This window comes from Variovorax boronicumulans (assembly GCF_029892485.1).
In the GTDB taxonomy this organism is placed as follows: Bacteria; Pseudomonadota; Gammaproteobacteria; order Burkholderiales; family Burkholderiaceae_C; genus Variovorax; species Variovorax boronicumulans_B.
The window spans coordinates 187,983-208,577 of sequence record NZ_JARXVG010000002.1 but is presented as its reverse complement, the minus strand read 5'-3'; the positions used below and the strand labels follow the sequence as shown (position 1 = coordinate 208,577).

Annotated in this window: 16 protein-coding genes; 11 read left to right on the top strand and 5 right to left on the bottom strand. The window is 67.1% G+C overall.

The features are described from left to right. Nucleotides 1-124 precede the first annotated feature (124 nt). Genes pstS through phoR form a run of 7 tightly spaced genes read left to right on the top strand, consistent with a single transcriptional unit; the run spans nt 125 to nt 6,763 of the window. A complete protein-coding gene (gene pstS / locus M2282_RS06150; protein ID WP_280807895.1) occupies nt 125-1,159 on the top strand; it encodes a phosphate ABC transporter substrate-binding protein PstS in 1,035 nt (344 codons plus the stop codon). Nucleotides 1,160-1,192: 33 nt separating this feature from the next. Continuing rightward, complete coding sequence (gene pstC / locus M2282_RS06145) at nt 1,193-2,272, top strand: phosphate ABC transporter permease subunit PstC (protein ID WP_280807894.1); 1,080 nt, start codon at nt 1,193-1,195, stop codon at nt 2,270-2,272. Further along, nucleotides 2,269-3,153 carry a phosphate ABC transporter permease PstA gene (gene pstA, locus M2282_RS06140; protein ID WP_280807893.1) on the top strand — a complete coding sequence of 295 codons (885 nt, stop codon included), beginning with the start codon at nt 2,269-2,271 and terminating at the stop codon, nt 3,151-3,153. Before pstC ends, pstA begins: the two co-directional genes overlap by 4 nt. A 14-nt stretch (nt 3,154-3,167) precedes the next feature. Continuing rightward, complete coding sequence (pstB, locus tag M2282_RS06135; protein WP_280807892.1) at nt 3,168-3,947, top strand: phosphate ABC transporter ATP-binding protein PstB; 780 nt, start codon at nt 3,168-3,170, stop codon at nt 3,945-3,947. A 12-nt stretch (nt 3,948-3,959) separates the two neighbouring features. Then, nucleotides 3,960-4,661, top strand: a complete 702-nt coding sequence (phoU, locus tag M2282_RS06130) for a phosphate signaling complex protein PhoU (RefSeq protein ID WP_280807891.1) — start codon at nt 3,960-3,962, stop codon at nt 4,659-4,661. A 27-nt stretch (nt 4,662-4,688) separates the two neighbouring features. Further along, nucleotides 4,689-5,381, top strand: a complete 693-nt coding sequence (phoB, locus tag M2282_RS06125) for a phosphate regulon transcriptional regulator PhoB (protein WP_007836652.1) — start codon at nt 4,689-4,691, stop codon at nt 5,379-5,381. A gap of 44 nt (nt 5,382-5,425) precedes the next feature. Beyond that, nucleotides 5,426-6,763 carry a phosphate regulon sensor histidine kinase PhoR gene (gene phoR, locus M2282_RS06120; RefSeq protein ID WP_280807890.1) on the top strand — a complete coding sequence of 446 codons (1,338 nt, stop codon included), beginning with the start codon at nt 5,426-5,428 and terminating at the stop codon, nt 6,761-6,763. A 2-nt stretch (nt 6,764-6,765) separates the two neighbouring features. On the opposite strand, the gene M2282_RS06115 is transcribed toward phoR, so the two are convergent. From M2282_RS06115 to M2282_RS06105, 3 genes are all read right to left on the bottom strand, one after another. Continuing rightward, the gene (locus M2282_RS06115) at nt 6,766-8,109 is read right to left on the bottom strand and encodes an MATE family efflux transporter (protein WP_280807889.1); all 1,344 of its coding nucleotides are present in this window, start codon (nt 8,107-8,109) and stop codon (nt 6,766-6,768) included. A gap of 4 nt (nt 8,110-8,113) precedes the next feature. Next, entirely contained in the window at nt 8,114-9,841 is a 1,728-nt protein-coding gene (locus M2282_RS06110; protein ID WP_280807888.1) for a hypothetical protein, read from the bottom strand. Nucleotides 9,842-9,916: 75 nt separating this feature from the next. Continuing rightward, entirely contained in the window at nt 9,917-10,186 is a 270-nt protein-coding gene (locus M2282_RS06105; RefSeq protein WP_007836661.1) for a type B 50S ribosomal protein L31, read from the bottom strand. A 191-nt stretch (nt 10,187-10,377) separates the two neighbouring features. On the opposite strand from M2282_RS06105, the gene M2282_RS06100 reads away from it, so the two are divergent. Further along, entirely contained in the window at nt 10,378-11,445 is a 1,068-nt protein-coding gene (locus M2282_RS06100) for an oxidoreductase (protein ID WP_280807887.1), read from the top strand. Between the two features lie 54 nt (nt 11,446-11,499). Here the strand turns inward: M2282_RS06100 and rho are convergent, their stop codons facing one another. Together rho and trxA are read right to left on the bottom strand one after the other, a co-directional pair. Next, nucleotides 11,500-12,765: a transcription termination factor Rho gene (gene rho, locus M2282_RS06095; RefSeq protein ID WP_013540932.1), complete on the bottom strand. Its 1,266-nt coding sequence runs from the start codon at nt 12,763-12,765 to the stop codon at nt 11,500-11,502. Between the two features lie 181 nt (nt 12,766-12,946). Next, nucleotides 12,947-13,279 (bottom strand): thioredoxin TrxA, encoded by a 333-nt coding sequence (gene trxA / locus M2282_RS06090; protein WP_013540933.1) that lies wholly within the window; start codon nt 13,277-13,279, stop codon nt 12,947-12,949. A gap of 157 nt (nt 13,280-13,436) precedes the next feature. Between trxA and M2282_RS06085 the strand changes: the two genes are divergently transcribed. Genes M2282_RS06085 through M2282_RS06075 form a run of 3 tightly spaced genes read left to right on the top strand, consistent with a single transcriptional unit; the run spans nt 13,437 to nt 20,574 of the window. Further along, complete coding sequence (locus M2282_RS06085; RefSeq protein WP_280807886.1) at nt 13,437-16,082, top strand: PD-(D/E)XK nuclease family protein; 2,646 nt, start codon at nt 13,437-13,439, stop codon at nt 16,080-16,082. After that, on the top strand, nt 16,079-19,339 hold the full coding sequence (locus M2282_RS06080; RefSeq protein ID WP_280807885.1) for a UvrD-helicase domain-containing protein: 3,261 nt from the start codon (nt 16,079-16,081) through the stop codon (nt 19,337-19,339). Before M2282_RS06085 ends, M2282_RS06080 begins: the two co-directional genes overlap by 4 nt. Next, complete coding sequence (locus tag M2282_RS06075; protein WP_280807884.1) at nt 19,336-20,574, top strand: TIGR03862 family flavoprotein; 1,239 nt, start codon at nt 19,336-19,338, stop codon at nt 20,572-20,574. The genes M2282_RS06080 and M2282_RS06075 overlap by 4 nt, the downstream gene beginning before the upstream one ends. Nucleotides 20,575-20,595 lie beyond the last annotated feature (21 nt).

Below are 20,595 nucleotides of genomic sequence, written 5' to 3'. Positions count from 1 at the left end.
CAGCCGGCGGGGGAAACACCGGCATTTTCCCTCGACAGCGGGGTGTCACATTGATGTCACACAAGCTTTCTAGAGTCCGTCCCAAGCCCGAAAGGGACTACTTCTTACTTCTAAAGGAAGCTTCATGAAAACGACGTTCAAATTTGCAACCGCCGGTCTGGTGACCGTGCTGTTCTCGATTCCCGCCCTCGCACAAGACGTGACCGGCGCCGGCGCCAGCTTCCCGGCACCGCTGTATGCCAAGTGGGCTTCGGACTTCAACAAGGCCACCGGCGTCAAGATCAACTACCAGTCCGTCGGGTCGGGCGCCGGCCTCAAGCAGATCGAAGCCAAGACCGTCGATTTCGGCGCTTCGGACGCTCCCCTGAAGGACGACGAACTCCAGGCCAAGGGCCTGATGCAGTTCCCCACCGTCATCGGCGGCGTGATTCCCGTGGTCAACATCCCCGGCATCAAGGCAGGCGAGCTCAAGCTCAACGGCCAGGTCCTGGGCGACATCTACCTGGGCAAGATCACCAAGTGGAACGACCCCGCCATCAAGGCGCTCAACGGTTCGCTGGCCCTGCCGGACGCCGCCATCGCACCGGTTCGACGCGCCGACGGTTCGGGCACCAGCTTCCTGTTCACCAACTACCTGAGCAAGGTCAACGCCGAGTGGAAGACCAAGGTCGGCGAAGGCACGGCCGTGAACTGGCCCACCGGCGCGGGTGGCAAGGGCAACGAAGGCGTCGCCGCCTTCGTGAACCGCCTGCCCAACTCGATCGGCTACGTCGAGTACGCCTACGTCAAGCAGAACAAGATGACCTACGCCCAGCTGCAGAACGCCGCCGGTTCGTTCGTCTCGCCCGACGACTCGGCCTTCAAGGCCGCCGCCGCCGGCGCCGACTGGAACAAGAGCTTCTACCAGGTGCTCACCAACCAGGCCGGCAAGGATGCATGGCCCATCACCGGCGCCACCTTCATCCTGATGCACAAGGTGCAGGACAAGCCCGCCAACGCGACCACCGTGCTCAAGTTCTTCGACTGGGCCTACAAGGGTGGCGACAAGACCGCCGACGACCTCGACTACGTGCCGATGCCCGACGCCGTCAAGGCCACCATCGCCAAGGCATGGGGTGAAGTGAAGGACGCATCGGGCAAGCCCGTCGCGTTCAAGTAAGCCATCCACCCACCAGTACAGAACGGCGCATCCATGAGCAGCACATCGCTCGAGGACGCGCCGCTTTCGTCTTTGCCGGAGCGACCCTTGTCATCCACTCTTCCTGCTGCCGCCACGTACGACCTCGCGGCCGACCGTGGCCGCGCCACTGCGCCGCCACCGCCGGTGAAGGCACCGCGTTCCGGCCCGATGGCCGACCGCCTGTTCGGCTGGGCCGCCAAGGGCGCCGCACTGCTGACGCTGGCGATGCTGATCGGCATTCTCTTGTCGCTGATCGTCGGCGCCTGGCCTGCCATTTCCAAGTACGGCCTGGGTTTCCTCACCAACAGCACGTGGGACCCGGTGAAGGAGGAGTACGGCGGCCTCGTGATGATCTACGGCACGCTGGCCACCTCGTTCATCGCATTGGTGATTGCGGTGCCGGTGAGCTTCGGCATTGCCCTTTTTCTGACCGAGCTGTCGCCCAACTGGCTCAAGCGCCCGCTGGGCACGGCCATCGAATTGCTCGCCGCCGTGCCGTCCATCGTGTACGGCATGTGGGGCCTGCTGGTGTTCGGTCCGATCCTGTCGACCTGGGTGCAGCAGCCGCTGCAGAAGCTGCTCGCCGGCGTGCCGTACCTCGGCGCGCTGGTGTCCGGCCCGCCTGTCGGCATCGGCATCCTGTCGGCCGGCATCATCCTCGCGATCATGATCATTCCGTTCATCGCCTCGGTGATGCGCGACGTGTTCGAAGTGACGCCGCCGCTGCTCAAGGAGTCGGCCTACGGCCTCGGCTCCACCACCTGGGAGGTCGTCTCCAAGGTGGTGCTGCCGTACACCAAGGCCGGTGTCATCGGCGGCATCATGCTCGGCCTCGGCCGGGCGCTGGGTGAAACGATGGCGGTCACCTTCGTGATCGGCAACATGAACCAGCTCAACTCGCTGTCGGTGTTCGAGGCTGCCAACAGCATCACCTCGGCCCTGGCCAACGAATTTGCCGAAGCCGGCGCGGGCCTGCACCAGGCGGCATTGATGTACCTGGGCCTCGTGCTGTTCTTCATCACCTTCGTCGTGCTGACGCTCTCGAAGGTGCTGCTGGCGCAGATGAAGAAGAGCGAAGGAACCAAATCGTGAGCACCGCGCAAAACCTCATCAACGCCAAGGCGCTGGCCGAAACCCGCCAGGCCAGGTTCGCTTCGCGCAACCGAGTCAACAAGATCGCGCTCACGCTCTCCCTCGCCGCCATGGCGTTCGGCGTGTTCTGGCTCGTGTGGATCCTCTGGGAAACACTGCGCCTTGGCATCGGCGGCCTTGCCCTCGCCACCTTCACCGAAATGACGCCGCCGCCGAACGAGGCGGGCGGTATTGCGAATGCGATCTTCGGTTCGTTCGTGATGGTGATGCTCGCTACTTTCGTGGGCACGCCGATCGGCATCATGGCCGGCATCTACCTGGCTGAGTACAACCCCAAGGGCTGGCTCGCCTCGGTCACGCGCTTCGTCAACGACATCCTCTTGTCGGCGCCCTCGATCGTGATCGGCCTGTTCGTCTATGCCGTGGTGGTGGCCTACTTCAAGACCTTCTCGGGCCTGGCCGGTGCGCTCGCGCTCGCGCTGATCGTGATTCCGGTGGTGATCCGCACCACCGAGAACATGCTGCAGCTGGTGCCGCCGGGCCTGCGCGAAGCGGCCTACGCCCTGGGCACGCCGAAGTGGAAGGTCATCATCAGCATCACGCTGCGCGCCGCTCGCGCCGGTGTGGTCACCGGCATCCTGCTGGCCGTGGCGCGCATCGCGGGCGAAACCGCACCGCTGCTCTTCACCGCACTGAACAACCAGTTCTGGACCGCCGACGTGAGCCAGCCGATGGCCAGCCTGCCGGTCACGATCTTCAAGTTCGCGATGAGCCCGTACGAGAACTGGCAACAGCTGGCGTGGGCCGGCGTGTTCCTGATCACCGTCGCCGTGCTCGCCCTCAATATCCTGGCGCGTGTGTTGACGCGCAACAAACACTGAACAAGAAGCCATCCATGCCAAACACCGTCGCACAACCGTCGCGCTCGAAGATCTCGGTCAAGGACCTGAACTTCTACTACGGCAAATTCCACGCGCTCAAGGGCATCAACCTCGAGATTCCCGAGAACAAGGTCACGGCCTTCATCGGCCCGTCGGGCTGCGGCAAGTCGACCCTGCTGCGCACCTTCAACCGCATGTTCGAGCTCTATCCCGAGCAGCGCGCCGAGGGCACCATTGCCCTGGACGGCGAGAACCTGCTGACCTCCAAGCAGGACGTGGCGCTCATCCGCGCCAAGATCGGCATGGTCTTCCAGAAGCCCACGCCGTTCCCGATGTCGATCTACGACAACATCGCCTTCGGCGTGAAGCTGTTCGAGAGCCTCTCGGCCAGTGAGATGGACGACCGCGTCGAGTGGGCCCTGAAGAAGGCCGCCCTCTGGACCGAAGTGCGCGACAAGCTGCAGCAAAGCGGCTCTGGCCTGTCGGGCGGCCAGCAGCAGCGCCTGTGCATTGCGCGCGGCATCGCGATCAAGCCCGAAGTGCTGCTGCTCGACGAGCCGTGCTCCGCGCTCGACCCGATCTCGACCGCGAAGATCGAAGAGTTGATCGCCGAGCTCAAGAACGAGTACACCGTGGTCATCGTGACGCACAACATGCAGCAGGCCGCCCGCTGCAGCGACTACACCGCGTACATGTACCTGGGTGACCTGATCGAATTCGGCGCGACGGAGCAGATGTTCTTCAAGCCGCAGCGCAAGGAAACCGAGGACTACATCACCGGCCGTTTCGGCTAAGGAGACACAACCATGAGCGAGAAACACCTTTCCAGCCAGTTCGACAGCGAACTCAACGGCGTCTCGTCGCGCGTGATGGAGCTCGGCGGCATGGTCGAGTCGCAGATCCACACCGCGGTATATGCGCTGCTGCAGTTCGACCCCGAGGCGGCCGACCGCGTGATGGAAACCGAGCACCGCGTCAATGCGATGGAAATCGACATCGACCGCGAGCTCTCGTCGATCATTGCGCGCCGCCAGCCGACCGCACGCGACCTGCGCTTGCTGATCGCCATCAGCAAGACCACCGCCAACCTCGAGCGCGTGGGCGACGAGGCCAACAAGATCGCGCGCATGGTCAAGTCGATCATCGAGAGCGGATCGGCCCGCCAGCTGCCCACGACCGAGCTGCGCATCGCGGCTGACCTGGCCTCGGGCCTCTTGCGCACCGCGCTGGACGCGTTCGCGCGCCTGGACACGGCCGCGGCGCTGTCGATCCTGAAGGACGACGACCTGATCGACAAGGAGTTCGACGGGTTCGTGCGCAAGCTGGTCACCTACATGATGGAAGACCCGCGCACCATCTCCGCCAGCCTGGACCTGCTGTTCCTGGCCAAGGCCATCGAGCGCATCGGCGACCACGCCAAGAACATCGCCGAATTCATCATCTACATCGTCAAGGGCGCCGATGTGCGGCACACTTCGATGCAGGAGATCGAGTCCGCGCTGCAATAACAGAGAGCAAGACTCTCTCAAGAAAGCATGAAGAAACCCCGAGTCCTGATCGTCGAAGACGAGTCCTCGATCGCCGAGCTGATCGCCGTCAACCTGCGCCACAACGGCTTCGAGCCGATCTGGTCGGAAGACGGTGCTGCAGCGCAGCGCGAAATCGACGCCTTCCTGCCCGACCTGATCCTGCTCGACTGGATGCTGCCGGGCCAGAGCGGCCTGCAGCTCGCACGCCAGTGGCGCAAGGATCCGCGCACCAAGGCCATCCCGATCCTGATGCTGACCGCGCGCGGCGACGAGCCCGACAAGGTCGCGGGCCTGGATGCCGGCGCCGACGACTACATCACCAAGCCGTTCTCCACGCAGGAAATGCTGGCCCGCATCCGTGCGGTGCTGCGCCGCCGCGCTCCCGAGGTGGTGACCGAGCGCGTGGAAATCGGCGAGCTCGCGCTCGACACCTCCACGCACCGCGTGACCTGGCAGGGCGGCGCGCTCAAGGTCGGTCCGACCGAGTTCAAGCTGCTGGCCTACCTGATGCAGCACGCCGAGCGTGTGCACAGCCGGGCGCAGCTGCTCGACAAGGTGTGGGGCGACCACGTCTACATCGAGGAACGCACGGTCGACGTGCACGTCAAGCGCCTGCGCGAGTCGCTGGGTGCCGCCGCGCCGATGGTCGAAACCGTCCGGGGAGCAGGCTACCGCCTGACCGCCCAAGTCACGGTTTGAGCACCGTGGCGTCCCTTGGCCGCGGGCGCGGATAATCGCCCGCCATGCCCTTCCGAATCGCTACTTTTTTAATAGCGTCCCTTGCAATAGGAGCGGGCGCTGTCGGCATTTTTGGCTGGAAGTTCGGGTGGCTGGGCGCCTGGCTGGGGGCGGTGCTGTGGCTCGCGCTCGACGCCTGGCGCGCCGAACGGTTGCTGCAGGTGCTGCGCAACGACGCGGCAGGGCTGCCGACCCGCGGACCCGGTGTCTGGGGCGAACTGTCCGAGCGCATCCGCAAGCTGCTGCGCGACCGCGAGCAGCAGACCCGACAGGCCGAAGACCGGCTGCAGGAATTTCTGGCCGCCATCCAGGCGTCCCCCAACGGCGTGATCCTGCTCGACGAGCAGGGCCGCATCGAATGGTGCAACCAGACGGCGGCCGGCCAGTTCGGCATCGACGCCGAGCGCGACCTGCTGCAGCACCTGGCGAACCTCGTGCGCGACCCCGCCTTCGTGGCCTACCTGGCGTCATGGAACTACAGCCGCGACGTGGTCATCGACGCTTCCGGCCCGGGCCACACGCACCAGCGCAGCCATCCGGTGCGGCTGTCGGTGCAGGTGCATCCCTACGCGGGCAACCGCCGCATGCTGCTCACGCGCGACATCACGGCGCTGGAGCAGGCCGAGGCGATGCGGCGCGATTTCGTCGCAAACGTGTCGCATGAAATCCGCACGCCGCTCACGGTGCTGGCGGGTTTCGTCGAAACGCTGCAGAACCTGCCGCTCGATGCGGACGAGCGCACGCGCTATCTCGCGCTGATGGGACAGCAGTCTCACCGCATGGAAACGCTGGTGAACGACCTCTTGACGCTGTCGCGGCTGGAGGGCAGCGCGGCGCCTTCGGGCAGCCAGTGGATTCGCATCCGCGCCTTGCTGGCGCAGTGCGAGGACGAAGGGCGCGGCCTGTCGGGCCGGCTCGCGCCGCTGGGCCATCGCCTCTCTTTCACCATCGATGCCGAATCGGAGCTGTCGGGTGCGCCGACCGAGTTGCAGAGCGCCATGTCGAACCTGCTGAGCAACGCGATCCGCTACACGCCCGGCGGTGGCGAGGTGGCGGTGAGCTGGCGGGTGCTGCCCGACGGGCGCGGCGAGTACGCCGTGAAGGACACCGGGCCGGGCATTGCCGCCGAGCACATCCCGCGGCTCACCGAGCGCTTCTACCGCATCGACCGCAGCCGTTCGCGCGAGACCGGCGGCACGGGGCTGGGGCTGGCGATCGTCAAGCACATCGCGCAGCGGCATGGGGCGGAGCTGCGCATCGAGAGCATGGTGGGCAAGGGGAGCCGGTTTGCGCTGGTGTTTCCGGCGGCGCGGGTGCGCGAGGCGCGCGTGCTGGCGAAGTAGCGTCAGCCCAGCCGCTTCTTCATCGTCCAGCGCAGCAGCGCGCTGAACAGCAGGCCCGTGAGCACCAAAGCGCCGGCGCTCATGATCCAGAACGCCATCGGCGATTGCATGGCGGCCCAGGGGCCCAGGCCGCGGTAGGCCAGCAGGTAGCTGCCGCCGAGCCCGAACCCCCAGAGCATCGTGCAATAGATGACCAGTGGCGCCAGCGACACTCGGTAGCAGCGCAGCACGAACACGCACAGCGTTTGCAGCGCATCGGCGAGGTGATAGAGCGCCACGACGGGCAGCAGCGAGGCGGCCAGCGCGATCACGGCGGGGTTGTCCGAATACACGTTCGCGAGCTCGTGGCGCAGCGCGACCATCGCGCCCGCATAGACCAGCGCGCACAGCATGGCCAGCTCGAAGCCGAGGCGGCAGGCGTGCCGGGCCTTTGCGGCATCGCCGGCGCCAAGCCAGAAGCTCACGCGCGCACTGGTCGCGATGGCCAGCGAGAGCGGCATCATGTAGGCCACCGCCAGCAGGTTCGAGGCGATCTGGTGCGCAGCCGCCGCAGTGGTGCCCAGGCGCGCGATGAACAGCGCCATCAGCGTGAACGAGGTCACCTCGACCAGTACCGCCAAACCGCCAGGAACCCCCAGTCGTGCGAACTGGCGGATCTGATGCCAGTCGGGCGGCTCGATGCGTTTCCAGAGCGCGTAGCCGCGATAGAAGGGGCTGCTGCGCAGCAGCCAGACCGCGCAGCCGAGCATCGCCCAGTTCACGCACAGCGTGGCCCACGCGCAGCCGACAAGGCCCATCGCCGGCAGGCCCGCGCCGCCGAAGGTGAACCAGATCGACAGCGGCAGCTTCACCACCAGCGACGCCAGTTGCAGCCAGGTCACGAGCTGCGGCTTGCCCAGGCTCTGGTTGAGGGTACTGAACAGGCGAAAGAGCAGGGCCGGCGCCAGCGCGAAGGCAAGCACCGCGAGGTACGCCTCGACTTCGCCACGCATTTCGGCTGGCACCTGTGTCCAGCGAAGGGCACCGCCGGGCAACAGCAGCGCCACCATGCCCACCGCGATGGCGATGCCGGCCAGGTAGAGCGACTGCCGCACCGAGCGGCCCACTTCACTGCCGCGGCCCGCGCCGTGCAGTTCGGCCCATACCGGCAGCAGCGCCTGCAGCACGCCCATCAGCGAGACGTACACGCTCACGAAGATGGCCGCGCCGACCGAGAGCGCCGCCAGCGCGTGCTCCGAATAGCGCCCCGCGATGATGGTGTCGGTCACGCCGAAGGCCATCACGGCCAGCTGGCCGACCAGCACCGTGCCGGCGTGGCGTGCGATCAGTCCCCGTTCGCTTGCCACTTTCTCAGGGGGCGATCTTTTGGTAGAGCAGCAGGTCGTCCGCGGCGCTGCTGGGACGGCGCAGGGTGCCGCTGAAGCGCCACTTCTCGAGGGGAATGATGGTGTGCAGCCGCTCGATCGTTTCGGGGCTCACCAGCAGCCAGGGGCAGTCGTTGCCCAGCAGGAACGGCTGCAGGTTGAAGTTGCCGTGGTGGCGCAACGCAGCCGCGTGCGGACGGCTCAGCGCCAGCTCGGCGATGCAGCTCGGTTGGCCAACCCGTTCGGCCACCGCGCGCACCTGCGGCAGGTAGCTGCGCGCGTAGTCGATGGGAGGCAGCCAGAGCGTCATCAGCAGCATCCAGCACAGCGCAGTGCCGCCGGCCGGCAGCACCAGCGTCTTCCAGAGCGCGGCGCGATGGCGCCCGGTGCGCCAGCGCACCAGCCAGCACCACGCGATGGTCGCGGCCAGCGCGAGCACGAACGCGATCGGCGAGAACTCGGCCACGAAGCCCGGCACCAGCCGCGCCACGCTGGCCGCCGGCTTGCGCGGCACGCCGGTCAGCATGGCAATCCAGTAGAGCCAGCCCAGCACCGCCAGGCCGCTGAAGAAGAGCACGTTGAACCAGTCGATCAGCGCTGCCGCGCTGCGCCGGAAGGTCGGCAGTGCGAAGGCGGCCAGCGTGGCGAAGGCGGGCAGGGCCAGCAGCAGCGAGCGGTCGGAATAGTCGGTGGTCCAGGTGGCGGCCAGCGGCACGAGCGCAAACCAGAACGGCAGCGCGACGTGGCGCGCCGTGAGCTGGCGCCGCCAGCGCCAGAGCGTCCAGATGGCGAGCGGCCAGACCGGCCAGGTGAACCACAGCAGCAGCTTGGCCTGGCTGCGGATCTCGCCGCCGAGCGAGTTGCCGTCCAGCGTGATCTTCCATTGCGACAGGCCGAGCCCGAACACCAGCGCCGCCGCCAGCAGCGTGACGCCCACCGTCGTGAAGAGGGCGCCGCGGGTGTAGCCGGGGCCGTCGTCGATGCCGGCATCTGCACCCGCCTTGGCGGTGCGGCGTCGCTCGTAGGCGATGTACAGCGCGCTGCCCGTGGCCAGTGCCAAGCCGACCGTCGGGGCGCCGCTCATCGTCATGCCGAGCGTGCCGACCACGAGCGCGATCACCGGTCCTGCGCGTCGGTAAGGCAGCGCGGCGACGCCGTAGAAAAGGTGCGAGGCGAAATACAGCTGGGCGAGCGCCGGCGTGGTTTCATGCCCGAGCTGGGCGAGGCCCAGGCAGGCGATCAGCGCGAGCAGGCCGCCGTCGGCGATGGCGCGCGCGTAGTCGGTCGGGCGCGCCTCGCCACCGAAGGCGAACGCCACCGGCTGCGCGCGTGCCGTGCGGGCGAGGTAGTAGACGGCGTACCAGGTGGCGGTGAAAGTGCCCCAGAGCATCAGCGCGAAGACGAATCGCACGGCCAGGTCGGGGTTCAGCCACGCGGGAGCGAGCTTGATCGCGATGGCGCCGATCCAGTAGGGGACCAGCGCGGGCGTCTCGGGCTGCATGCCCAGCAGCAGTGGATCGAACCAGCGGGCGATGCCTTCGGTGCTCCGGGCCAGTTCGGCCATGTAGCCGAAGGCGGTGATGTCGGCGCTCTTCCACGGTCCACGGCCGACCAGGCCTGGCAGCAGGTAGGCCGCGCACAGCAGCAGCAGCGCGATGCGCGGCAGCCGGCGCACGGCATTCTGGGCAACGATCGCGGGGGTGGGCTGGTTCAAAAGTGCGAAAGGAGATTCGGAATGAAAAAGGGCAGCGCGGTAAACCGGGCTGCCCTCGACGCCAAAGCGCGTGCTTTACTTCGAAGCGGCGCCGGTGGTCTTGCCGAAGCGGTTGCGGAACTTCTCGACGCGACCGCCCATGTTGTCGACCGACTTCTGCGTGCCGGTGTAGAACGGGTGCGATTCGCTCGTGGTGTCCAGCTTGAACAGGGGGAGCTCGCGACCGTCGTCTGTCTTGCCCATTTCCTTGGTGTTCGCGCACGAACGGGTCACGAACTTGAAACCGTTCGACATGTCGACGAACAGGATTTCGCGGTAATTCGGGTGGATGCCTTCTTTTGCCATGGTGTTTCCTTTTGCGCTGTTGGAATCAATGCGCGGTCGATGCGAGAGCCACAAGCGCGCCAACGGTCGAATTGGACTGGGTCGGCGGCTGTCCCGGGTGACGGGATCGCTGGGCAGGACGCCCGGCTGCACTTTTCGCGGAGCCAGCGATTATCGCATACTGGCCGTTTTGAGCGGAAAGTGGCCCACAGATGACTTCCACAGCATTGCGCGCCGGCCTCGTCGGCTACGGTTTTGCCGGCCAGACTTTCCACGCGCCGGTGCTTTCGGCGGTTCCGGGGCTCGAACTGGCGGCTGTCGCAAGTTCCCAGCCCCACAAGGTTCATGCGGACTGGCCCGGCGTGGCCGTGGTGCCGGACGTGGCGGCGCTCGTGGCCCGTGCGGACATCGACCTGGTCGTGGTCGCCACGCCCAACGCCCAGCATCACCCGGTCGCCAGGGCGGCGCTGGAGGCCGGCAAACACGTGGTGGTGGACAAGCCTTTCACGCTCGATGTGGCCGAGGCGCGCGAACTGGAGCTGTTGGCTCGGCGCAACAACCGCGTGCTGGCGGTTTATCAGAACCGCCGCTTCGACGCCGACTACCTGACGCTGAGGGACCTGCTTGCGAGCGGCCAACTGGGCCGTCCGGTGTACATGGAATCCCATTTCGACCGCTTCCGGCCCGAGGTGCGCGAGCGCTGGCGGGAGCAGCCGGTGCCGGGTGCGGGCCTCTGGGTGGACCTGGGCTCGCACCTGGTGGACCAGGCCGTTCAGCTGTTCGGGCGGCCCGATACGCTTCAGCTCGACACGGCGGTCCTGCGCGACGGTGCCCAGGTCGAGGACTACTTCCACGCCGTGCTGCGCTACGAGAGCGGCCCGCACGCGCCCCTGCGCGTGGTGCTTCATGCCACCACGCTCGCGGCCCATGCGGCACCGCGATACATCGTGCACGGCACATGCGGCAGCTACGTCAAGCACGGCGTCGATCCACAAGAAGATGCGCTGCGCGCCGGACAGCGACCGCCAGCCGAAGGGTGGGGCGCCGATCCGCTCGATGGCGAACTCACGCTGATCGGCAGCGACGGGGCGCCGCACTTTCACGCGCTGCCGACGCGGGCCGGCAACTATGTCGACTACTACGCGGCGGTCCGCGATGCGATCCGGGGCAACGGCCCGAATCCCGTTCCACCCGGGGAGGCCGTCGCGCTGATGGAACTGCTCGACATCGGCCGCCAGAGCGCTGCCGAAGGCCGCGCCATCCGCATCGAACGCCCATGAAAAAAGCGCATCGGCCCCTGAGAGCCGACGCGCTTTTGCGGGAGAGCCCGAAGCTCAGCCGCCGCGACGCATCATGTCGAAGAACTCGACATTGGTCTTGGTCGCCTTCATGTTCTTGAGCATCAGCTCCATCGACTCGATCTCGTCCATGTTGTACATGAGCTGACGCAGGATGCGGGTCTTCTGCAGGATCTCGGGGGCCAGCAGCAATTCTTCGCGACGCGTGCCGCTGCGGTTGAGCTGGATCGAGGGGAACACGCGCTTTTCGTACAGGCGGCGGTCCAGGTGGATTTCGGAGTTGCCGGTGCCCTTGAACTCTTCGAAGATCACTTCGTCCATGCGGCTGCCGGTGTCGATCAGCGCGGTGCCGATGATGGTCAGCGAGCCGCCTTCTTCCACGTTGCGCGCGGCGCCCAGGAAGCGCTTGGGGCGCTGCAGCGCGTTGGAATCGACGCCGCCGGTCAGCACCTTGCCCGACGAGGGCACGACGTTGTTGTAGGCGCGGGCCAGACGCGTGATCGAGTCCAGCAGGATCACCACGTCCTTCTTGAGTTCGACCAGGCGCTTGGCGCGCTCGATCACCATTTCGGCGACGTGCACGTGGCGCGCTGCAGGCTCGTCGAAGGTCGAGGCAATGACTTCGCCCTTCACCGTGCGCTGCATCTCGGTCACTTCTTCAGGGCGCTCGTCCACGAGTAGCACCATCATGTGGACGTCGGGGTAGTTGGCACTGATCGCGTGGGCGATGTGCTGCATCATCACCGTCTTGCCGCTCTTGGGCGGCGCCACGAGCAGGGCGCGCTGGCCTTTGCCGATGGGGGCGATGATGTCGATGATGCGGCCCGTGATGTTCTCTTCGCCCTTGACGCCGTCGCGTTCAAGCTTCATCTGTTCCTTGGGGAACAGGGGCGTCAGATTTTCGAACATCACCTTGTGCTTGTTCTGCTCGGGCGGACCGTCGTTGACCTTGTCCAGCTTGGTCAGTGCGAAGTAGCGCTCGCCGTCCTTGGGCGTGCGCACTTCGCCTTCGATCATGTCGCCGGTGTGCAGGTTGAAGCGACGCACCTGGCTGGGCGAGATGTAGATGTCGTCGGTGCTGGCGGTGAAGCTGGTGTCGGGGCTGCGCAGGAAGCCGAAGCCGTCGGGCAGGATTTCGAGCACACCGTCGGCGAAGACCTGTTCGCCGGCCTTTGCGCGCTTCTTGATGATCGCGAACATCAGCTCCTGCTTGCGCATGCGGCCGACGTTTTCGATCTCAAGCGCTTCAGCCTGCTTGAGGACTTCAGACACGTGGAGTGCCTTGAGTTCGTTTAAGTGCATGGAATGACCCCTCGCGGGGTAATCGAAACGGAAAACGGGGGGAGGTTGAATGTGAAGCGAGAACTGCTGCACTAACCGGGGAACTCGAACCGGTTGCCTGAAAGGGCCGGTGATCTGTGGGAGATTATGACAGGAAAAACGCGCCGGCCAATGCATTGCGCATTGGCCGGGTGAAATGCCTTCAGGCGAGTTGCTGATCGATGAAGGCCGTGAGTTGCGCCTTGCTCATGGCGCCGACCTTGGTGGCGGCCAGCTGGCCGTCCTTGAACAGCATGAGCGTGGGGATACCGCGGATGCCGAACTTGGCAGGGATGTCGCGGTTTTCGTCCACGTTCAGCTTGGCAATCTGTAGCTTGCCTTCGTAGGTGGCCGACACTTCGTCAAGGATCGGGGCGATCATCTTGCAGGGGCCGCACCATTCGGCCCAGTAGTCGACCAGCACTGGCTGGCTGGACTTGAGCACGTCGGCTTCGAAGGAGGAATCGGAGATGTGTTTGATCAGGTCGCTGGCCATGTGATGTGTCCTTGTGCGCAGAGAGTTTCGGTGCAGCTAAAGTGCTGGTCATTGTGACAGAAACCAAGGGGTGACGTGCCATGCGCAGCCGCTATGGCAGCGATAGCCAAAGCCCTTGCAGATCACGACAACGCGCTCCCAAACCCCTCGATAGAACATGAACGAAGGCCACCCCGTCCAGGCCCTGTGGTGCGATCCCGCCGACGGCGTCGTCGCGCGCATCGTGCGCGCGCTCGCCGAGCGCCAGCTGCATGCCGCGCGCACCGTGGTGCTAGTGCCGTATGCGCAATTGATGGGCGTGGCGCGCGGCATGTGGGCGCGTTGCGGCAGCGCGGGCTTCGTGCCGCGCTTCGAGACCACGCACAACTGGGCACGCAGCGCGGGCGGCTTCCTGCCGACGGGCTACGACATCGCATTCGACATGGCACGCGACCTCATCACTGCCCAGTCGCTGCTGTCGCAGTCCGGGTTCAACAACGAGCGCTTCGCATTGGCCGGCCGCGTCGTCGAGCTGGCCTACCAGCTCGCGCCGCTCGCATCGGCGGAGTTGCCGGACGCGCGCGTCGGCGAGTGGGCCCAGCGCGCCGCGCAGGTGGCCGAGGCGGGCAGCGAGTCGGAGTGGTTCCGCATCGAAAGCGCGCTGATCCGCATCGCCGTCGCCTGGGCCGCGACCTCGGGCTATGCGACGGACGTGCTGCTGCGAGAAAGCACGCGCAATCAGGTCGATGCATTGATCGTGCTCGAAGGCTTCCAAACCGATCCGCTCACCCAGACGCTGTGCACCCTGTGGGGCGACCAGGCGCTGCATCTTTCGCTGGTGCCCGCCAACACGCCCGTGGACCCGGCGGCTTCGCACGTGGCCGCAGATCCTGAAGACGAGGCCGAGCTCGCCGCCGCCTGCGTGCTGCGCCACCTCGCCGAAGGCCGCGCGCCGGTCGCGCTGATCGCCACCGACCGCGCGCTCACGCGCCGCATCAGCGCCCAGCTCAAGGCGCAGGGCGTCGTCACGCACGACGAGACCGGCTGGAAGCTTTCGACCACGCGCGCCGCCGCCACGCTGATGAGCGCGCTGCGCGCCTGCGCCCACGACGCCGCCAGCGACCAGGTGCTCGAATGGCTCAAGAGCGGTGCCGATGGCGATGCGCTGGCCGTGCAGGCCCTGGAAGTACGCCTGCGACGCGAAGGCCTGCGCGACTGGTCCGCATGGTGCGGGCTCGCGGCCCGCAGCGAGAAGCCGGGCGACGTGGCCTTGCTCCCTTACACCGAGGCCATCGAAGCACGCCGTGCGGCGATGATGAAGTCCAGGCCCGTGGCCGAATGGCTGCGCGCATTGCGCGAACTGCTCGAGGGCAGCGGCCAATGGACGCCCCTTGCCGATGACATGGCCGGCGGCAAGGTCATCGCCGCCTTGTGGCTCGATGCCGAGGCGCACGGCGATGCCGATGAGTTCCCCGGTGGCCGCCACACCCTCGCCGAATTCACCGCCTGGGTGCGCGACGTGCTCGAAGACGCGAGCTTCGTGCCGCCCGCTGGCGACCAGGCGCCCAGGGTGATCGTGTTGCCGCTGTACCAATTGCTCGGCCGTGCGTTCGGTGCCGTGGTCATTCCCGGTTGCGATGACCGTCGCCTGCCTGCATCGCCCGAGCCGCCCGGCAACTGGAGCGCCGCGCAGCGCCTCGAACTGGGCCTTCCTTCGCGCGAGACGCTCGAGGCCGCGCAGCGCTCGGCGTGGACTGCGGCCCTGCACAACCCCTTTTGCGAACTGGTCTGGCGCGCATCCGACGCGAGCGGCGAGCCGGTCCGTCCGAGCCCGCTGGTGCAGGCGCTGCAGCTCGACCATGTGCTGCAATCCGCCGTCGACCCGCGTCCTGGGCGCGACGTGACCGTGCAACCGACCACTGTCCCCACTCCCTCGGGCGCATCGCTCCCGCTGGAGAAGATATCGACCAGCGTGTACGAGGACCTGCGCCGCTGCCCCTATCGCTTCTTCGCGCTGCGGCAGCTGGGTTTGCGCAGCGCCGACGAACTTGATGTCGAGGTCGACAAGCGCGACTTCGGCAACTGGCTGCACGCCGTGCTCGGTCATTTCCACGAGGCATTGATCGAAACCCCGACGCAGGATGCGCAGGAGCGCGTGGCACGCATCAAGGAAGCCGCGCAACGCGCCACGCGCGAGTACGCGCTCTCCGACGCCGAATTCCTGCCCTTCGCCGCGGCCTGGCCCGCGGTGCGCGACGGCTATCTCGAATGGCTCGCGGGGCACGAGGCCGGCGGTGCGGTGTTCATCGAATCCGAACCCTGGAAGGAGCAGCCGCTGGGCGACCTACGCCTCGTCGGCCGCCTCGACCGGATCGACCGCACGTCCGACGGCCAGGCCCTCGTGATCGACTACAAGACTGAGTCCGCGAGCGTCACCAAGGAGCGCGTGAAGGACCCGACCGAGGACACGCAGCTTGCCTTCTATGCCGCACTGGTGGCGGACGACACCTTGCGTGCGGCCTACGTCAACGTGGGCGAGAAGTCCTCGGGCACGCAGACAGTCGAGCAGCCTGCGGTGGTCGAGGCAAGGGACGCGCTGGTGGCCGGCATCATGAGCGACTTCACCCGCATCGCCGAGGGCGCGGCGCTGCCGCCGCTGGGCGAGGGCGCCGTCTGCGACTACTGCGCGGCCCGTGGCCTGTGCCGCAAAGACTTCTGGGGCGATGAAGCCCCCCGGCTTGCCACTGCGTGTGCTTCGCCACCCCCCGAGGGGGAGGCGCCTCCGCCTTGGGGCGGCCCGGCGGTCGGAGGCGATACGAAATGAACGGCGCAGCCTACGAACACAACGGCCGTCACGTCACACGCGAGGCCTTCTATACCGTCGCCTGCGATCCGCGCCGATCCGTCGCCGTCGAAGCCTGCGCCGGTGCAGGCAAGACGTGGATGCTGGTGTCGCGCATCGTGCGCGCGTTGCTCGAAGAGGGCGACTCCGCCTGCGAGCCGCATGAAATCCTCGCGATCACCTTCACCAAGAAGGCCGCCGGCGAGATGCGCGAACGGCTCGACCAATGGCTCGAGCAGTTCGCAGAAGAGAGCCCCGAAGAACTGGTCAAGCAGCTTGTGATGCGCGGCGTCGAGCCCGCTGCCGCACTCGCTGCCGTACCGCGACTGAAGGGCCTCTACAGGCGCCTGCTCGAAGGCGGCCGCCCGGTTCAGTTCCGCACCTTCCACGCCTGGTTCGCCGGCCTGCTGCGCAACGCGCCGCTCGCGGTGCTGCGCGAGCTGGGCCTGCCGTCCAACTACGAACTGCTCGAAGACGACGCCGAGGCGCGCGGCCACACCTGGCGGCCGTTCTTCGAAGCGGTGACCGCCGACAAGCATGCGCTGGACGACTACTATGCCGTCGTCGCCACGCACGGTCGTTCGCAAACGGCAAAGGCGTTGGGCGAAGCGCTCACGAAGCGCGTTGAGTTCTCGCTGGCCGATGCGGAGAACGCCGTTCAGCACTTCAGCGCGCTCTACCCGTCGCTCGAAGGACTGGACGAGCCGACCGATGCCCTGCGCGGCGAACCGGTCCGCCGCCGGTGGCTGAACCGCGCCGCCGCGCTCGGCCGCGAGAGCAACAAGACGCCGCAGAAGGCGGCCGAGGCCATCATCGATGTGTTCGGCGTCGGCGAGCCACCGGCCGAATCGCTCGCCGCGGCGCTCGCGCACCTGAGGAAGAACTTCTTCGTCGCCAGCGAAGACCGGCTCACCAAGAACCTGCAGAAATTCCCTGCCGCGCAGGAGGCCGAGGCCGAGCTCCAGGTTCTGTGCGCCGCGCAGGCCCAGCACGCGGCGTGGCTCTACCAGCAGCGCATGACGCGGCTCACGCGCCTGCTGATCGCCGCGTTCGGGGATGTCAAGCGCGCCCACGGCTGGGTCGACATGAACGACGTCGAGCAGGCCGCGCAGTTGCTGCTCGGCCAGTCCGCGTTGTCGGGCTGGGTGCAGGAGCGGCTCGACGCGCGCATTGCGCACCTCCTGATCGACGAGTTCCAGGACACCAACCCGCTGCAGTGGCAGGCGCTCTACGGCTGGCTCAGTTCCTACACGGGCGCGGGCAGCAGCGCGCCGCGCGTGTTCATCGTGGGCGACCCCAAGCAGAGCATCTACCGCTTCCGTCGCGCCGAGCCGCAGGTGTTCATCGCCGCGAAGAAGTTCGTGCGCGAAGGGCTCGATGGCGAACTGCTCAACTGCGACCACACGCACCGCAACGCACGCGCGGTGGTCGGGCTGGTCAACCAGGCCATGCTCGCGGCGCAGGATGCGGGCGAGTTCGACGGCTACCGCGCGCACACGACGGAGCGCGGCGACGAAGGCGAACTGCTCAAGCTGCCGCCCATCGACCGCGATGCGCTCGGCGACGCGGCCGAGTCCGCACCCGCCGACGACGGCATGCTGCACTGGCGCGACAGCCTCGTCACGCCGCGCGTGCTGCCCGAAGAGCAACTGCTGCAGAAAGAATGCGAGCAGGCTGCGCGCTGGGTGGCGCAGCGCATCGCCGACGGCACGCCGCCGCGGCAGATCATGGTGCTGGCGCGCCGGCGCAACCGCCTCGCAGCGATGCAGGATGCGCTGCGCCAGCGCCATATTCCCGTGCAGCAACCCGAGAAGAACGAGCTGCACGACGCGCCCGAGGTGCAGGACATGGTTGCGCTGATCGATGCGCTGGTGTCGCCCGCGCACGATCTCTCGCTGGCGCGTGCGCTCAAGTCGCCGCTTTTCAACATCGACGACGAGGTGCTGGTGCAACTGGCGCTGCGGCAACGCGAGCATCCGTCGTCGAGCTGGTTCTCGTTGATCCAGAAGGGCGAGGGCCTTCCCGAAGTGTTGGTCGAGGCGGGCGCCAGCCTGAAGAGGTGGCAGCGCTGGCTCGCGACCTTGCCGCCGCACGATGCGATCGACGCGATCTTTCACGATGGCGACGTGCTCGCGAAGTTCGGCGCCGCCGTGCCCGCGGCGATGCGCCAGAGCGCGCTCGCCAACCTGCGCGGGCTGATGTCCGCATCGCTGGAGATCGAAGGCGCGCGCTTCGCCACGCCCTATGCGCTGGTGCGCGCGCTGCGTGCCGGCGGCGTGCGCGCACCGTCCGTGGCCGCGCCCGATGCCGTGCAACTGCTGACCGTGCACGGCGCCAAGGGCCTGGAGGCCGACACCGTGCTCATGCTCGATTGCGATGCCGCGCCGCCGCGCGCGCAGACCATGGGCGTGCTGGTCGAGTGGAAGGGCAGCGACAGTGCGCCGACGCGCTTCGTCTTCCTCGCGAGCGAGAAGACGCCTCCGGCCTGCGCGGCTGCGCTGCTGGAAGAAGAGCAGCGCGCGCGGCATCGCGAAGAGCTCAATGGTCTCTACGTCGCGACCACGCGGGCGCGCGAGCGGCTGGTGCTGTCGTCGGTGAAGCCGGCGCGTGTCAACGAGAGCAGTTGGTGGACGCGGTTGGAACCGGCCTGCGAGCTGACGGAGGCCGATGAGCCGCTGGTTGCGCTGCCCGCCAAGACTGGCGTGGCCAGCTTCTCGATGAAGCAGATGCCTCCGGCGCCTGTCGCTGTCGATCAGCTTTCCGACAAGAAGGCGGCTGATGCCACGGTCGATGCGCGCGCCGCCGCCTTCGGCCAGGCCATGCACCGGTTGCTCGAATGGGCGGTGCCGGGCGAGTCGCTGCCCTCGGCCCATCTGCGCGCCGCGGCCCGCGAATTCATGCTCGATCCGCAGCAGGCGCGCGGCGCCGCAACCCTGACCGAACGCATCCGCGCGGGCGCGGGCGCCTGGGTGTGGGACGATCGCAGGGTCGATTGGCATGGCAACGAAGTCACGCTGGTCCACGAAGGCGAGACCTTGCGCATCGACCGGCTGGTGCGCGAGCGCGACAGCGGTGCCTGGTGGATCCTCGACTACAAATCCGCAGCGCGCCCTGAGCGGGACGCGAACTTGATCGCACAGATGCAGCGCTACCGCGTTGCCGTGCAACATGCCTACCCCGGTGCCACGGTCCGCGTCGCGTTCCTCACCGGGCAGGGCGAACTGGTAAATCTCGAATGACCCTTTCCCCAACCGTCGCCGTGATCGGCGGCGGACCTGCCGGCCTGATGGCGGCTGAAGTCCTCGGCGCGTCCGGCGCGCAAGTGCACGTCTACGACGCCATGCCCTCGGTGGGCCGCAAATTCCTGCTGGCCGGCCGCGGCGGGTTGAACCTCACCCATTCGGAGCCCTTCGATGTGTTCATGAATCGCTTCGGCGAGCGCCGCGCGCAGCTCGAACCGATGCTTGCGCAGTTCGGGCCGCAGCAGGTGCGCGAATGGGCGACGGGCCTGGGCATCGAGACTTTCGTGGGCACCTCGGGACGCGTGTTTCCTACGGACATGAAGGCCGCGCCGCTGCTGCGCGCATGGCTCCATCGGCTGCGCGCGGCGGGGGTGCAGTTTCATATGCGGCATCGCTGGGTTGGCGATGCAGCGTTCGATGCGTCGTCACTGCACTTTGCAACGCCGGCGGGCGAGACCACGGTGAAAGCCGATGCCGTGGTGCTGGCGCTGGGCGGCGCGAGCTGGTCGCGGCTGGGGTCAGACGGCGCATGGGCGCCCTGGCTGCAGGCGCGCGGCATCGATGTCGCGCCGCTGCTGCCTGCCAATAGCGGCTTCGACGGGGCAGGGTGGAGCGAGCATTTCTCCAGCCGGTTTGCGGGGCAGCCTTTCAAGTCGGTCGCAATCTCGTTCGCCGACAGCCAGGGGCGAACTTTCGCGCGCAAGGGCGAGTTCGTCGCGACGGCCACGGGCATCGAAGGCAGCCTGATCTATGCAGCCTCGGCCTTGCTGCGCGACGAGATCGCTGCGCACGGCAGCGCCACGCTGCTGCTCGATCTGCTGCCCGATCGCAGTGCGGAACAGGTGCTGGCCGCCGTGAAGCACCCACGCGGCGCCCGCTCGCTCAGCAGTCACCTCAAGAGCCGGCTGGGTCTCGAAGGCATCAAGGCTGGCGTGCTGCACGAGGCACTGAGCCGCGAGGCGATGCAGGACCCGGTGCAACTGGCCAAGACGATCAAGGCGGTGCCGCTGAAGCTGGTCGCGACGCGGCCCATCGATGAGGCCATCAGCACTGCGGGCGGCGTGCGCTTCGATGCGCTCAATGCGAAGCTCATGGCGAGCGCATTGCCGGGCGTGTTCGTGGCGGGGGAGATGCTCGATTGGGAGGCGCCTACCGGCGGCTACCTGCTGACCGCGTCGATGGCCAGCGGCGCGGCTGCGGCGCGCGGAGCAATCCAGAGGCTAGGCCTGTAAAGGCCTGCCATCCGAGGATTT